The sequence below is a fragment of the Pantoea sp. C1E2 genome (assembly GCF_056491465.1).
The window spans coordinates 562,445-577,625 of the sequence record NZ_JBSZHT010000004.1 but is presented as its reverse complement, the minus strand read 5'-3'; the positions used below and the strand labels follow the sequence as shown (position 1 = coordinate 577,625).

General features: G+C 54.6%; 14 protein-coding genes and 1 pseudogene. 9 read left to right on the top strand and 6 right to left on the bottom strand.

The genetic code is table 11. The features are described from left to right. Positions 1–4 precede the first annotated feature (4 nt). The 3 genes and pseudogenes from fhuB to ACXI0A_RS24250 all read right to left on the bottom strand — a co-directional run bounded on the left by fhuB (position 5) and on the right by ACXI0A_RS24250 (position 4,965). Positions 5–1,973, bottom strand: a pseudogene (gene fhuB / locus ACXI0A_RS24260) (Fe(3+)-hydroxamate ABC transporter permease FhuB). Continuing rightward, positions 1,970–2,842, bottom strand: coding sequence for an ABC transporter substrate-binding protein (locus ACXI0A_RS24255; protein ID WP_476146542.1), 873 nt, complete (start codon positions 2,840–2,842; stop codon positions 1,970–1,972). Before ACXI0A_RS24255 ends, fhuB begins: the two are co-directional and overlap by 4 nt. Next, positions 2,836–4,965: a TonB-dependent siderophore receptor gene (locus tag ACXI0A_RS24250; protein ID WP_476146544.1), complete on the bottom strand. Its 2,130-nt coding sequence runs from the start codon at positions 4,963–4,965 to the stop codon at positions 2,836–2,838. Before ACXI0A_RS24250 ends, ACXI0A_RS24255 begins: the two co-directional genes overlap by 7 nt. Before the next feature lie 159 nt (positions 4,966–5,124). Between ACXI0A_RS24250 and ACXI0A_RS24245 the strand changes: the two genes are divergently transcribed. Then, positions 5,125–5,907 carry a helix-turn-helix domain-containing protein gene (locus ACXI0A_RS24245; RefSeq protein ID WP_476146546.1) on the top strand — a complete coding sequence of 261 codons (783 nt, stop codon included), beginning with the start codon at positions 5,125–5,127 and terminating at the stop codon, positions 5,905–5,907. Positions 5,908–5,928: 21 nt separating this feature from the next. On the opposite strand, the gene ACXI0A_RS24240 is transcribed toward ACXI0A_RS24245, so the two are convergent. Next, positions 5,929–6,660, bottom strand: a complete 732-nt coding sequence (locus ACXI0A_RS24240) for an SDR family NAD(P)-dependent oxidoreductase (RefSeq protein ID WP_476146548.1) — start codon at positions 6,658–6,660, stop codon at positions 5,929–5,931. A gap of 160 nt (positions 6,661–6,820) precedes the next feature. Here ACXI0A_RS24240 and ACXI0A_RS24235 point away from each other — a divergent pair, with 160 nt between their 5' ends. Beyond that, entirely contained in the window at positions 6,821–7,753 is a 933-nt protein-coding gene (locus ACXI0A_RS24235; protein WP_476146550.1) for an AraC family transcriptional regulator N-terminal domain-containing protein, read from the top strand. Between the two features lies 1 nt (position 7,754). Here the strand turns inward: ACXI0A_RS24235 and ACXI0A_RS24230 are convergent, their stop codons facing one another. Continuing rightward, entirely contained in the window at positions 7,755–7,886 is a 132-nt protein-coding gene (locus ACXI0A_RS24230) for a hypothetical protein (protein WP_476146552.1), read from the bottom strand. 194 nt (positions 7,887–8,080) lie between these two features. Beyond that, positions 8,081–8,785: an SDR family oxidoreductase gene (locus ACXI0A_RS24225; RefSeq protein ID WP_476146554.1), complete on the bottom strand. Its 705-nt coding sequence runs from the start codon at positions 8,783–8,785 to the stop codon at positions 8,081–8,083. 106 nt (positions 8,786–8,891) lie between these two features. On the opposite strand from ACXI0A_RS24225, the gene ACXI0A_RS24220 reads away from it, so the two are divergent. From ACXI0A_RS24220 to tssB, 7 genes are all read left to right on the top strand, one after another. Beyond that, on the top strand, positions 8,892–9,785 hold the full coding sequence (locus tag ACXI0A_RS24220) for a LysR substrate-binding domain-containing protein (protein ID WP_476146556.1): 894 nt from the start codon (positions 8,892–8,894) through the stop codon (positions 9,783–9,785). Positions 9,786–10,055: 270 nt separating this feature from the next. Beyond that, positions 10,056–11,243: an amidohydrolase gene (locus ACXI0A_RS24215; protein ID WP_476146557.1), complete on the top strand. Its 1,188-nt coding sequence runs from the start codon at positions 10,056–10,058 to the stop codon at positions 11,241–11,243. Positions 11,244–11,264: 21 nt separating this feature from the next. Further along, positions 11,265–12,113, top strand: a complete 849-nt coding sequence (locus tag ACXI0A_RS24210; RefSeq protein WP_476146559.1) for a transporter substrate-binding domain-containing protein — start codon at positions 11,265–11,267, stop codon at positions 12,111–12,113. Positions 12,114–12,125: 12 nt separating this feature from the next. Then, positions 12,126–12,845 carry an ABC transporter permease subunit gene (locus tag ACXI0A_RS24205; protein WP_476146561.1) on the top strand — a complete coding sequence of 240 codons (720 nt, stop codon included), beginning with the start codon at positions 12,126–12,128 and terminating at the stop codon, positions 12,843–12,845. Positions 12,846–12,854: 9 nt separating this feature from the next. Continuing rightward, entirely contained in the window at positions 12,855–13,541 is a 687-nt protein-coding gene (locus ACXI0A_RS24200) for an ABC transporter permease subunit (RefSeq protein ID WP_476146563.1), read from the top strand. Then, positions 13,538–14,314: an ABC transporter ATP-binding protein gene (locus tag ACXI0A_RS24195; protein WP_224932772.1), complete on the top strand. Its 777-nt coding sequence runs from the start codon at positions 13,538–13,540 to the stop codon at positions 14,312–14,314. Before ACXI0A_RS24200 ends, ACXI0A_RS24195 begins: the two co-directional genes overlap by 4 nt. Before the next feature lie 364 nt (positions 14,315–14,678). Next, the gene (gene tssB / locus ACXI0A_RS24190) at positions 14,679–15,176 is read left to right on the top strand and encodes a type VI secretion system contractile sheath small subunit (RefSeq protein ID WP_160866980.1); all 498 of its coding nucleotides are present in this window, start codon (positions 14,679–14,681) and stop codon (positions 15,174–15,176) included. The last annotated feature ends 5 nt before the right edge of the window (positions 15,177–15,181 follow it).

Here is a 15,181-nt window from a genome sequence, read left to right as displayed (position 1 = left end):
TCTCCTAAGAGCTTGTGCTATTCAACGGCCGCCACAGCAACAATGCCAACCAGGGTCCACCCATCAGGGTTGCCATCAGGCCGGCAGGAATTTGCCGTGGATAGAGCAGGTTGCTGCCCGTCCAGTCGGCGAGCATCATCAAAATGGCGGCGATCACCGCGGCGAAGAGCATCTGTTCCATGGGTTTACGCGCGCCCAGCTGGCGGACCAAGTAAGCCGATAAACGACAGTGGCCCGACAATTAAGGTGGCAACACCGGTCATCGCCGCAGCCAGCAGCATCAGCAACAGCCGGGATTGAGTAACGTTCAGCCCAAGCGAGGAGGGAATCTGCTGCAGTGGCAAAAGCAACATCGCTCGTCGCAGCAGGGGAGTGAGTGCCAGCAATAACAGTGCGAGGGTGAAAGCGATCAGCGCAATCGGCGTGCTGACGTAATAAGTGGATCCGGTCATCAACTGGCGCAGCATCGCGGCTGCTACACCGTTGTTGCTGATGATGATGGCGGCAACGGACTGGAAAAGCGCAGTAATGGCCAGCCCGCTTAGCAACATGCGTTGTGGATTGAGAGCATAGTGACGCGCCTGCCACAACGTTATCCCCAGTGTGATCAACGCACCTGCCGCACTACTGGCGATCATCACCGGCATAGCTGCCATCGGCCAGAGTAAAAGTTGCACGGTAATACCCAGTGAGGCGCCAGCGCCGATACCGAGCAGTTCCGGGCTGGCCATCGGATTGCGGCTGATGCGCTGCAAAATAACCCCGGCCGCTGCCAGCAGCACACCGGCGGCGATAGCGGCCAGCAGGCGCGGCAGGCGAAACGGCAACATCACCTGGATCTCTGCGAAAGTGTTCCAGCGCCAGCCATTTACCCCATGAGCAAAGGCAAGCGCGACAACCAGCATCACGATAAACAGGGCTATCACCGGAAAGCGGGTGAAACGTCGGGCCGGGAAGGGAGCAGGTTGAGGCTCGTTTACATCGGGCTGGAAAAAATGGCGCAGGCGCGGCAAAAACCACAGTAACAGCGGTGCACCTGCCAGCGCGGTCATCATCCCGGTGGGGATCAGCAAGCCATCAATACCATTGAGGCGACTGACCCACTGATCGGTCAGCCACAGTAAACCGGCGGCCAGCAACGGTGACCAGAGAAGCTTCTGGCGCAGGTTTTTTGCACCAACCAGTGCCGCCAGATGGGGCGCAGCGAGCGCGATAAAACCGATGACGCCCACCACACTGATCACCAGGCTGCTGATCAGTAATGCAGAAAGTATCGCAATGCCACGCACCCATCCGGCAGGCAAGCCGATAGAGCGGGTAACCCGTTCATCCAGTGCCAGCAGGCGTAATGGACGTAGAATCAGTAGCACGGGAAACGCAGCGAGCAGCAAGCGAGGCATTAGCCACCACAATGCGTGCGTATTCTCCTGCGCCAGCGAGCCGCCACCCCAGATATACACGGCGGACAGCGAACGATCATAAATGATCGACAGCAGTAGATTGGCAGCACCGCAATAAAGGTTCACCAGCATACCCGCCAGCGTCAAAGCCAGCGGAGTAAATCCCTGACGTAAACTGAGCAGAAAAACCAGCGCAAAGGCGATGATGGCGCCGCTGAGCGCAATCCATTCACGGCCCACCAGCAGCCATGCAGGTGCCATCAAGGTGGTGAGGGAAAGCGCCAGGGTTGCGCCTGAAGCAATGCCCAGCGTCATCGGTTCGGCTAACGGGTTGCGTAGCGCTTGTTGCATCACCACACCGGTAAAGCCCAACGCCAGGCCGCATAAAATCGCCATACCCTGACGCGGTAACCACATCAGCGTGAAGACCTGTTGTGCCAGCGTGGGCATTGCGGTGCGGTGCAGCGCTTGCCAGGCATCGCGCCACGGCAATTGGTGCACCAGCTGCTCAAGGCAAAGGATCAGCGCCACCGCAAACAGTAATAGCGTCAGTGAGGCGGGATGACGGTTCATGGATGAGCCTCATTTAACGCGTTAACCAGCGCTTCGGCGAAGCGCACGGCGGTGAGTACGCCCCCTTCCGTTGAGAGGCCATCCGGTAACACCAGGAGCCGATGCCCATCCGGCCGTGTCAGCGTATGCCACAACGGAGATTGCAACACAGGGTTGAGGTCAATTTCTGGCCAGGAAGGAAGCAGCGCCAGCCAGCCTGGCGGCAACTGCGTGAGCTGATCCAGTTCCAGCGTGGCATAGCCCTGAGCGCCCACCGCAAACGGCGTGTGATGCGGCAGGTCAAGCAAGCCCAGCACATCTGAAAACAGGCTACCCGCGCCCAAAGCCAATACATGCAGGGTATCCAGTGGATGCAGTAAATAGATGGGTTTGTCTTTGAAGCGAACGGCTTGTTGTCGCGCTCTCTCCAGGCGTTGCAGCAAACCTGCCATCACTTCGTCAGCGCGAGTGCGGATATCTGCCAGCTGTGCCAGCGCATGCAGATTCTGCTGCGCCAGTTGCCACGGATGGGGGCCACTTGTCGAAAAGTAAGATAACGGAGCAATGCGGGATAATTGGGCTTCGGCCATACGGTGTGCCGGCGTGACCAGCAATACGTCTGGCCGCAGCTCAAACAAGGTTTCGTAATTGGGTTGGAACAGCAAACCCACGTCGGCGACCTGCTCGGGAAGCGGAGGCTGGCTAAACAGGCGGCGATACCAGTCGGGGGCGGCAATGCCAACCGGCGTGATGCCTAATAGCAGGGCCATTTCGGTGATCCCCCAGTCGAGGATCACCCAACGCGGCGTGGTTTTTGCCTGCAGCGGAAACGGAAAAAGGGCAGCGCCTGCCAGCGCCCCCTTGATCAGTGTTCGACGACTGATTACCACTGATAACTTACCGTGGCGATCAATTGACGCCGTAAGCCAAAGTGACAGCCTAGATCGTTACAGTTGCTAATGTACTGCTTATCGGTCAGGTTTTGCAGATTCAGACCGAGCTGCCAATCCTGCCAGCGATAGCGCATCATCGCATCGTAGATCATCGCCGCCGGCACTTTCAGGCTGTTGTCGCTGGTGGCATAGCTGGTACCCACATAACGACCGCCGCCGCCAATCGTCAGGCCATCGAGCACTCCCGGCAGGGCATATTCAGTCCACAGTGCAGCAGTCTGGCGGGCAATCGACACTGGCTGCTTACCTTGCGTATCGTCATTGGCCGACAGCACTTTCGGGTTAGTCAGGGCATAGGAGGCGTTGACCAGCCAGCGTGAGGTGACATTGGCTTTCGCCTCCAGCTCTAATCCTTGCGAACGGATTTCTCCGGTCTGAACCGAGTAATTTGCGTGATCCGGATCGGCCGTCAGCACGTTGGTTTGGCGCAGATCGTAGAGAGCAGCACTTAACAGCGCATTAAAGCCGTTTGGTTGATACTTGATCCCCACTTCCGACTGTTTGCCTTTGGTCGGTTTAAACGGATCGCCGCCAAAGGAGGTACCCGCCTGTGGCTGGAATGACGTGCCGTAGCTGATGTAAGGAGCGATGCCGTTATCAAAGTGATACAGCAAACCTGCGCGGCCGGTGGTGGCGTAATCATTCAGCTCAGTGCGCGTTCCGCTGACCCAGTTCTGGCTACGCGTTTGCGCTTTGTCATAGCGGCCGCCCAGGTTTAGCACCCAGTTGTTCCATTTCATGCTGTCCTGCAGGTAGATACCTTGCTGGGTCATGAAAGAGCGGCTGTGATAATCGATCGACGGCGATTCTACCGGCGTGCTGTAATCCGGATTGAGGTAGCTGATATCGGAAGCGCTGCCATAGCCGCTGTTCTGCCGCAAATCATCATGCACAAAATCGACACCCAGCGTCAGCGCGTGATTAATGGCGCCAGTATCCAGATTGCCCTGCAGGTTGGTATCCACATCGAAGGCGTTGAACGATTCGATAACCCGCATACTGTCGCGGCTTACGGTGGCCGATCCATCGGTGAGGGTCGCAGTGGGATAAACCATCTGATAATCGCTGCTAGTATGCAGGTAGCGCAGGTTCTGATGAACGCTCCAGACGTCATCGAACTTGTGCATAAAGTCATAACCGATACTGGCCTGCTCACGACGGTAATAATCAAAGCCGGGCTGACCTCCGTAGAATTTGTCAGAGTAGTTACCCTGCGCCAGCTTGATCAGGCTGCCTTCCAGCGGTAGCTGGTTGTAGAAACCGGTGTAAGGATCTTTGCGGAACTGACCGAGTAACGTCAGGCGCGTGTCGTCATTTGGCTGCCAGGTCAACGCTGGCGCGATATCGTAATGCTTGTATTTGGTGTAATCGACTTGCGTGTCATTTCGCGACCAGGTTCCGGTGATGCGGCCCAGCCAGTGTTCATCGCTATCCAGGGCGCCAGAGAGATCGAGTCCGGTTTCGAACAGATTATGGCTGCCAGTGCTAACAAAAATCTGGTGAATGGGTTCGGCAGTCGGACGCTTACTCATCAGATTAATCACGCCGCCAGGGCTCGCCTGGCCGAACGTCACTGAACTCGGGCCCTTGACCACTTCAACACGATCCAGCAGGAAAGTGTCGTAATTCGGACGCGACCAATAAGTCACCGTTGGCAGGCGCAGGCCATCCAGATATTCATCGGCGGCAAATCCACGAATATAGATATCGTCGAACCGGTAATCTGCACCACCGCCTTCCGCGCCGATTCCTGCGTTGTAACGCAGTGCTTGTGGCACATTCAATGCCCCCTGCGAAGCCATTTGTGCCTGAGTGATCACTGAGATGCTTTGTGGCGTTTCGATAATTGGCCGTGTGCTTTTTGTGACAGAATCTGCTTTCTTCGCCACCTGATTCCAGCTGTCAGCATCTGCGCTATCGCTATCGACGCTATTGGCTGTCACGGTGAGTGTGGCGTTCGAATTATTATTATTTTCAGCAGCCCAACCTGATGCGCTGCTGAACAGCATCAGCAGCAATATGCTCAGTGGCTTGCGCTTAAAGGTGCGATGACCCGGCATTTATTTTCCCCGATATGTTCCAATGGCCCCAAATAGTGATACAAATGATAATCATTACTATCTTATTTGATAGCGTCCTGCTGGCGGGTTTGCTTCTTCTGAATCGCAAATAGCGCAGAGCAGACATCAATCGGCAATTTAACGGGATTGGGTGAAAGGGTGTTGCAGAAACCACTTGCGGCGGAAATGACGCCAGCACTGCCATTACTCGCCACGCGCGAAATGCATTATCAGGCTGGTCGTGAAGAGCGCTTGCATGCGCATGAAGCGGCGCAGTTGGTGCTCTGTTTGCAAGGCGTGATGCGCGTGCAAACGCAAACCGCTTCCTGGACTTTGACGCCAGGTCGCGCGCTATGGCTGCCGGGCAGTGTACCGCATGCGTTGACGGCTCTAAGTGATATTCGTAGCTCGAGTTTGTATCTCGATCCCAAACTGGCGCGGGCATTTTGGCCGCAGGCACGCAGCATGTTGATCTCACCGCTGTTACAGGCATTGATGAAAACGCTGGTTGAGATTGAACTGCAATCTCAACCAGAGGTTGCGCGTGTGGAGTTGATCTCGCCGTTGTTACTGGATGAGATCCGCCGTGCATCGGATGGTCCGGTGTGTAATCTGCCGCTACCCAGCGACCGCCGTTTACTCAACATTTGCCAGCAGCTGCTGGCGACGCCGGCCAGTGGCGATACGCTGGAAGAGTGGGGCCAGCGCGTGGGTGCCAGTTCACGTACGCTGGCGCGCTTGTTCCGCGAGCAAACCGGTATCACCTTTACGCAATGGCGTCAGCAGCTACGTTTATCCGAAGCGCTGGTGCAATTGGCGCAAGGGCAGACGGTTTTGCGCACCGCCAACCAACTCGGCTACCAAAGCCCCAGCGCATTTATCTCCATGTTCCGCCGTTTGATGGGGGAAACGCCGCAGCGTTTTTTGCGAATTTCAGCCTGAAATCGCCAGGGATATTTTCCCTCAATGCCCACTGGCAGTAGGGCGCACGGTGATTTCGTTAACGTCGACTTCGCCAGGCTGGTCGATGGCCCAACTGACTGCCATGGCGATAGCATCAGGCTTGAGTGCAATCTGTCGATAGCTTTTCATTGCCTCGCGCGCCACGCTGTCGCTAATGCTGTCTGCCAGTTCAGATTCCACCACACCGGGGTTGATAACTGTAACGCGCAGTTCGCGTGATTCCTGGCGCAGGCCATCGGAAATGGCGCGAACCGCATATTTGGTGGCGCAGTAAACCGCGGCAGTGGGGGAAACCGTCAGAGCACCCACAGAAGCGATATTTATAATGTGCCCCATGCGCTGTGCCTGCATGGTGGGCAGCACCGCAGCGATACCGTACAACACGCCGCGAACGTTGACGTCCAGCATTAAATCCCACTCTTCAACTTTCATTGAACTCATCGGCGAAAGCGGCATGACGCCTGCGTTGTTGATCATCACATCAATGCGTCCGTATTCCTCCAGCGCGAAATCCGCCAGCTTTTGCGTGTCACTTCGCTGTGTGACATCCGTTGCGAGAAAATCCACGCTGGCACCTTCACGGCGTAATTCATCGCACAAGCTTGCCAGTCGATCGGTACGGCGCGCACCCATTACCAGTTTGTGCCCTTGATGCGCCAGATGACGGGCAATGCCTTCACCAATTCCGCTGCTGGCACCGGTCAAAATAATCACTTTTGCATGCTGATTCATGGGTAATTCCTCGTGTAGTTGACGAGGTCATTGTTGAAAAATCCCACTTAACGCAACAGACCGATTCGTAGCTCATTATTGCCTGATTCTCTCGTTCCTCTTGTGCACGTCACAACGCCATCGTTATGCTTTGCCTGAACCTCTCTCTGGAGCGCTATCCATGTCAGACACGGTAAAACAGCAAACCTGCCACCTGTTGCGTCAACTGGCGCGCCAGGAAGGCTATACCGAATCCCTGCTGGAGGGCGTGCGCTTTATGCGTGCTGATCAACAGTGGGCGCGCACGCCGGTGCTGTATGAGCCCAGCATCATCATTATTTGTCAGGGTTCGAAGCGCGCCTTTCTCGCCGATAAGATGTATCGCTACGATGCGCAGCATTATCTTGTGCTGTCGGTGCCGTTGCCCTTTTCCGCCGAGACGGAAGCGACTTCTGAAGAGCCACTCCTGGGGATAGCAATCCGTCTGGATGCCACGATGATTGCGCGATTAGTGGCACAACTTTCCGAAGTTGATACAGCGGTCACAGCGCCACCGGCAGGGATTATCTCTACGCAAATTAATGTTGTGCTGGCAGAAAGCACGTTGCGATTACTGGAGGCGCTCAGTGATCCACTGGAGGCAAAAGTGCTGGGACCCGCGCGCGTAGAGGAGATTTGCTTCCGTATATTGATGGGCGAGCAGGGTGGGGCAGTGCGCGCGGCGCTGACCTATCAGGGCCATTTTGGCCGCATTGTTCGTGCACTGCAGCGTATCCATGCTGACTGGCAGCAGCCACTGGATGTACCTCACCTGGCAAACGAAGCGGGGATGAGCGTGCCGCGTTTCCATCTGCATTTTAAAACGGTGACGCAAACGTCTCCGATTCAATATCTTAAATCGCTGCGTTTGCATCAGGCTCGTTTGATGATGATTCGCGATAATCTCACCGCAGCCGGTGCCGCGGCGCGAGTCGGTTATGAAAGTGATTCCCAGTTTAATCGCGAGTTTAAACGCCTGTTTGGTCGCAGTCCGGCTGAAGAAGCGCGGGTGATGAAAAGGGCATTTGAACTGTTGCCGCCTGAGCAATTCACCGGGCGACTGCAGGCACATTAACTTAACGAATGCCCATCACGGCAATCACCGTCACAATCCAAAACAGCGCACAGCCTGCCAGCATCCACTGCCAAATTTGATGGCGTTCAGGATTGAAAAGCGCATGGATGCGCGCACGTAAAATCGTTTGCATAGTCACCTCGGGTCAAAATGTTTAATCGGATAATCAGTGGCTGCGTTCAGAAAGGTCTGGTAGCGGATAGGAACATTCTGACTATTTCTTAAACAGCGATCGACGAGACCAGTCTTGTTTATGCGAAGGACAAAGGCGGGAGAGGAGCCTCCAGCCGCGCAGAATGGGACTTCACGCGGCTGGAGACAACGATATTACACGCTGTGGGTGACACCTCCATCAACACGAATATTCTGAGCGGTGATGTAAGCCGCGCCGGGCGAGGCGAGAAACGCGATGGTGGCGGCGACTTCTTCTGCGGTGCCGTAGCGCTTGAGCGGTACGCTATCCTGGCGAGCATCGTTTTTAGGCAAGCTGTCGATCCAGCCCGGCAACACATTGTTGATACGAATATTATCCGCTGCGAAGGTATCTGCGAAAATTTTGGTGAATGAGGCGAGCCCGGCGCGGAACACGGCTGAAGTCGGGAACATATCGGTGGGTTCAAACGTCCAGGCGGATGAGATGTTGATGATGCTGCCACCGCCCTGTTTTTGCATAATTGGGGTGACCAGGCGCGCAGCTCGTACCACGTTCAGGAAATAGGTTTCCATGCCGACCTGCCAGTCATTATCAGTCAGTTCCAGAATCGGCGCGCGCGGCCCATGACCGGCACTGTTGACCAGCACATCAATGCGACCCCAGCGATCCATCGTGGCTTCAACCAGTTTATTCAAGTCATCCACTGACTGGTTTGATCCGGTGATACCCAATCCGCCCAGACGTTCAGCCAGCGCTTCCCCTTTGCCAGAAGAGGAAAGGATCGCAACTTTATAGCCATCGGCCGCCAGTTTTTCTGCGGCTGCTGCACCCATACCGCTGCCGCCAGCCATAATCACTGCTACTTTTTCTACTGTCATAATCCAGATCCTTTTTCTCTCAGAAGTCGATTTATAGCAGTATAGGGTCTAAATTCAGCTGCAGAGAGTCAGTCTGATTCGCAATTGACGATAGGAAAACTACAGGATGACTCAGGGATTTCCCACGTTACCGCCGCTTAACGCGCTCAAAGTCTTCGAAGCCGTGACGCGTCATCTCAATTTTCGCCTCGCCGCTGAAGAGCTTGGCGTGACGCAGGGCGCGGTGGCACAGCAAATTCGTGGACTCGAGAGTAGCCTTGGGCTGAAATTGTTCGATAGGCTACCGCGGACATTGGCGCTGACTGGGGCGGGAGCAGGATATGCGGTGAGCGTCCGCCAGGCGTTTGAGTTGATTGATGAGGCCACGCGTGCTCTGCGACCCGAACCGGATCGTTTGACCCTGAGCGTTACCCCAACTTTTGCCAGCCGTTGGATGTTGCCTCGCTTACCCGCTTTTACCGCCGCATGGCCGGATATTGATCTGCGCGTGCTGGCTTCAGAAAGATTGGTGCAGTTTCATCATGAAGGCGTTGATTTGGCCGTACGTTACGGGCGGCCGCCGTTCGGCGCCGGGCTGGACGCAACGCTGTTGTTCAGCCAAAGCGTAGTGGCTGTGGTCAGCCCGGAATTATTGGCTGAATCAGGCGATCCGCAGGATCGGGATAACTTCCAACGCTATGTTTTGCTGCATGACGGGCACCATTTGTGGTCGGCGTTTCTCTCGTATCTTTTCCCGCGCAGCACGCTACAACATCAACATCATTTGCGTTTTAACCAGACTGCGCTGGCCTTAGAAGCGGCAATCAGCGGGCAAGGCGTGGCGCTTACCAGTCCGCACTTTGTCGAGAACGATCTGGCCCGTGGCCGTTTAGTGCCAGCATTTCCCCAACAAATGAGCGTTGACGCAGGTTGGTATCTGGTTTCCCCGCAGCGTCCACGTGAGCAGGCGAGCGTCCAGGCCGTGCGTGCGTGGTTGCTGGAGCAAGTCAAAGAGCCTTAAATGTCTGAAGAAGTGGACGGATTTTGTTCAATTACAAAATCAGTAAAACTGATGATCCCGGAGAGATTATGAATGTTATAACTGACTGAAGATGCAATCACGGGCTTTTATCCTGCAAACGCAGTGGATTAGCAAAATATCACGATATTTCAGCAAGTAACATTGAGTATTGTGCGTTGCATTCCTGCTATGGCTGTGAATAAATACGAGGTCAATCTTCATAAAAATGCCATAAAGGCCAGGCTTCAGCCTGAAAAGATCATTGCCATCATGACCGACTTTAAAGATGTTTTAGCCAGGGACATCAGCGCCAAAAGCGAAAGCATGGAAGCGCACCTTATTGCCATTCGCCGTGATATTCACGCGCACCCCGAACTCGGATTCGACACCATTCGTACCGCGCACATTGTCGAGCAGGAACTGTTGCGCCTTGGCCTTTCGCCTCAAACGGGCATCGGCAAAACCGGCGTGGTGGTGGACATTGTGGGCGAACAGCCGGGCAAAACGATCCTGATCCGCGCCGATATGGACGCGCTGCCGATTCAGGAGCAGACCGGTTTACCGTTTAGCAGCACCTACACCGGCAAAATGCATGCCTGCGGCCACGATATCCATACGGCTACGCTGCTTGGCGTGGCGGCGATTGTTGCGCAATATCGCAGCCAGTTAAAAGGCACGGCGCGGCTGATCTTCCAGCCAGCCGAAGAGACGCCTGAGAGTGGCGCCGAAGCGATGATTGCTGATGGCGTGGCCGAGGGCGTGGATCTGGCGATTACTTTGCACAACAAACCCGAGTTGGCGGCAGGTGAAATTGCGTTGACGCGTGGCGCGAGCACGGCTTCCAGCGACGAATTTGACGTGGTGGTTCACGGCAAATCTACCCATGCTGCGCGCCCACACATGGGAACCGATCCGATAATTGCGGCGGTGAACCTTATTAGCCAACTGCAAACCATCATTTCACGTGAGCTCGATCCTTCGAATTCTGCCGTATTAACTATCGGCCATATTCACGGCGGCTCGACGCACAACATCATTTCTGATAGCTGCCTGATTCAGGGCACCTTTCGGGCGAAATCGCCTGAGTCACGCGCGCATATTGAGCACGCTTTTAAGCGTATCTGTGCCGGCGTGGCGCTGTCGCTGAACACACGCATTGAGGTCAATTATCAACGCGGCGTGCCCCCGTTGATGAATGATGATGCGTTGATTGATGCGCTCGAACCGATTCTATCGCACCAGTTTGGTAAGCCGATTGTGGCGAAACCGAGCGCCAGTTTTGGCGCGGAGGACTTCTCCCTGTTTACCGAGCGGGCGCCAGGTTGCCAGATCTACATAGGATCCGGTGCGCCAGGACGCGACGACCATCTGCATAATTCGGATTATCAACCCGACGAACGCAGCATTCATGCAGGCACTCAGGCATTAGCCCGTTTAGCCATCGATTTACTCTCCTAAAATAATGAACTCTGAGGTTTTATGATGATGCGTAAAGGGCTGTTTACTGCTTCTGCTGGCCTGTTGCTGCTGGCTGCTTCTGCACTGGTGCAGGCAAAAGATTTTGGCACACTGAAATTCGCGACTGAAGCGGCTTATCCTCCGTTCAACCAGTCTACGCCGAGTGGCAAAATTGTCGGCTATGAGCCTGATATGGTGGCGGAGCTGGCGAAACGTGCCGGTTTCAAATATGAAATCGTGGCGCAGAAATGGTCTGGCATGATCCCGGGCCTGGTCGATGGCAAATATGACGCGGTGATTGACGCTGTAACCGTCACACCTAAGCGTGAAGAAGTGGTGGATTTCACCCATCAGTACACCGTGAGCGTGTCTGGTTTTGTCACCCTAAAAGGCAGCGCGGTTGATACCTTACCGGGCAACGGTGAAGTTGTACTGGCAGGTGACGAGGCGGGTATGACCAAAGCCATCGACGCGCTGAAAGCGAAATTCAAAGGCAAAACCATCGCCGTGCAGGTCGCGACTATTCAGGCTGACTTCCTTAACAAATATCTGGCTGACGTTGCCACCATCCGCACCTATCAGGCTGGACCAGAAACTTTTGCTGATCTGCTGAACGGCCGCGTTGATGCGGTAATGGCGTCACGTACCAACCTGAATGCCTATGTGAAAAAACACACCGATACCGTGAACAGCACCGGTTACGGCTTTTCCGGCGGCGTGTTAGGGCAGGGTTCTGCGATTGCGATTCAGAAGAACAACCCGGAGCTGAAAGCGGCACTGGATACCGCGTTAGTTTCAATGATCAAAGATGGCACGCTGAAGCAGCTGTCAGAAAAATGGTTCGGCGAGAACGTCGCGCCTGCGGAGTAATGCTGAGCGCTTATGACTATTGACTGGCAACTGTTAGGTTTTGGTGACGAAGGCTGGGGCGGCGTGTTGCTTGACGCCGCCACGGTGACCGTCACCGTATCATTGTGTGCATGGCTGCTGGGCGCGGTGCTCGGCAGCCTGCTCTGTTGGATGCAAATTGGTGGTGCGCGCTGGCAACAGCGCCTCGCTAATGGCTACATCACGCTGTTTCGTGGCGTACCCGAACTGCTGGTGATCTACCTGTTTTACTTTGGCGGACGCCAGGTCGTTTCGTTCCTTGGGGAAGCGTTGGGCATGCAGGGACCGTTTGATGTTAACGGCTTTGTCGCCGGGGCTATTGCCATCGGTTTGATCTCCGGCGCTTACCAGAGTGGTGTCTTTCGTGGCGCATTTTACGCCATCCCGAAAGGCACGCTGGAAGCGGCTACGGTGACCGGTATGGGACGGCTGATGCTGTTTCGCCGCATGATCGTGCCGCAGGCGTTGCGCACGGCTCTTCCGGGGATGGGAAATCAGTGGCAATCGGTGATTAAAGAGTCGGCGCTGGTTTCTGTGACAGGATTAGTGGAAACCATGAACCAAATTTCCACCGCATCCAACTCTACACAAATGCCGTTTTTCTTCTACAGCGTCGGCGCGGTGATCTACCTGATCATCACCACCTGTTCCGATTTTGTTTTCCGCTGTGTGGAAAAAGTGGCCATGCGCGGGCAACAACGCGCGCGGTTGTAAGGAGCCACGATGGATTTCACTTTCTTACAGCATACGCTTGCCGCGTTGCTGCGCGGCTTGCCGCTGACACTCAATCTCGCCGTATTGTCACTGTTGGGTGGTGGGGTGCTGGCGCTGTTACTCAATCTGCTGCGTCAGAATCGTTATGGTAGCGTTTTTGCTCGCTTTTACGTCTGGCTGTTTCGCGGCACGCCGTTATTGATCCAGATTTTTATGATCTATTACGGACTGGGGAGTTTACCGGCAGTGCGTGAAAGTGTGCTGTGGCCGCTGCTGCGCGATCCTTACTGGTGCGGGTTGATTGCGCTGGTGCTTAACGACGCCGCTTACACCTCGGAAATTCTGCGTGGTGGTCTCAATGCCGTCAGCGTTCAGTCGCTTGAGGCCGCCAAGGTCAGCGGCATGTCGTGTTTTACGAAGCTGCGCCGCATCACCTTGCCGCTCGCCGTGCGCCAGGCGTTGCCAGCTTATAGCAATGAAATTATCTCGATGATCAAATCGACTTCACTGGTCAGCACCATCAGCCTGATGGAAATGACCGGTATCGCGGACTCGATAGTGTCGGAGACGTTCCGCGCGCTGGAAGTTTTTATCAGTGCGGCGATCATTTATCTGCTGCTGACCGTGCTGGTCAGTAAAGCTGTGGCGCTACTGGAGCGCCGTTTGTCCCCTTATCACGTTGGAGCACGTCAATGAGTAAACCCACTATCGCCCTGAGTCATCTCAGAAAAAGTTATAGCGGGCATGAAGTGCTTCATGACATCAGCCTGACGGCGCAGGATGGGGATGTGATATCGCTGATTGGCGCCAGCGGTTCCGGAAAAAGCACTTTGTTGCGCTGCATCCCGTTTCTTGAAGTGCCGCAGGGCGGGGAAATTGCAGTCGGAGATGAGGTAGTCACCATTGACAATCCCCACGAGAAACTCAGCCGTGAGCAGCAGCGTCGTATCAAACTGATGCGCATGCAATTGGGTTTTGTGTTCCAGAGTTTTAACCTTTGGCCGCATAAAACCGTGATGCAGAACATTATTGAAGCGCCGGTGCATGTGCAGAAACGCAGTCAAAAAGAGGTGGTTGAAGAAGCCGAAGCCCTGCTGCATAAAGTCGGGCTGTATGAAAAGCGCAACGCATGGCCATCGCAGCTTTCAGGCGGACAGCAACAGCGTGTAGCCATCGCGCGAGCGTTAGCGCAGCAGCCCAAAGCGATTCTTTTTGACGAGCCCACTTCCGCGCTCGACCCGGAACTGGTCGGGGAAGTGTTACGAGTGATCCGCAGCCTGGCTGAAGAGGGACGTACGATGATCATCGTCACCCACGAGATGGGCTTCGCGCGCGATGTTTCCAACAAAGCGGTGTTTCTGCATCAGGGCAAAATCGAAGAGTCAGGGCCACCGCAACAAGTGTTTAGCGATCCGCTCTCTGATCGCTGCCGGGCATTTGTCAGTAGCCACCTGCAGCGAAATAGCTAGCTTCCTTTCAAACCCGCTTTCAGCGGGTTTTTTGTTATCCAAACCCTCATTCAATTAATTTACTCAGTTAACAATTCCATCGGGAAATACATTAGCTTTTAGGATATTTCTTGCGATTTATCTTAACGAATTCAGCTAATCAAATGATGTATACAACATGAATTTTCAGACCCTTTCTGAGCCTTAACCGCGCATAACTTCAACGACTTAAACCAAAAAGTAAGAAATTTCCTATATAAATCAGATCACAAAGATCATCTTACCCTGTTGCTATCCTAATCCAGCCTAAGATATATTCGCGCAGAATCACACAAGGAAAGTGTGCTTAAAGCGTGCTTTCCGCGCTTAACTTACAGGAGTAAATATGAGTAATTCTTATCAAAATGAAATACCCAAAGCGCGCGTTAACATCAAACTTGACGTTCATACCGGCGGCGCTGCACGCAAAATGGAGTTGCCGCTCAAGCTGCTGGTGACCGGAGATTTCAGTAACGGCCAGGAAGATCGCGTCCTGAGCGAGCGCGAAAAAGTTAACGTCAATAAAAACAATTTCGACAGCGTGCTCGCTGACTTCTCGCCTTCAGTACGGCTCACCGTGCCGGATACCTTGTCAGCGGATGGCAGTGAACAGGCCATCAATCTTACCTTCAGCAACATCAAAGACTTCGAACCTGAACAGGTCGCCCGTCAAATCCCGCAACTCAAAGCAATGCTCGCGATGCGAAATCTGCTGCGCGATCTCAAATCCAATCTGCTTGATAACGTCACCTTCCGCAAAGAACTGGAAATCATCCTGAAAGACCCGGCACTGAGTGACGAACTGCGTTCCGAACTTTCTGCGCTTGCCAGCGATAACGGCTGAACCCC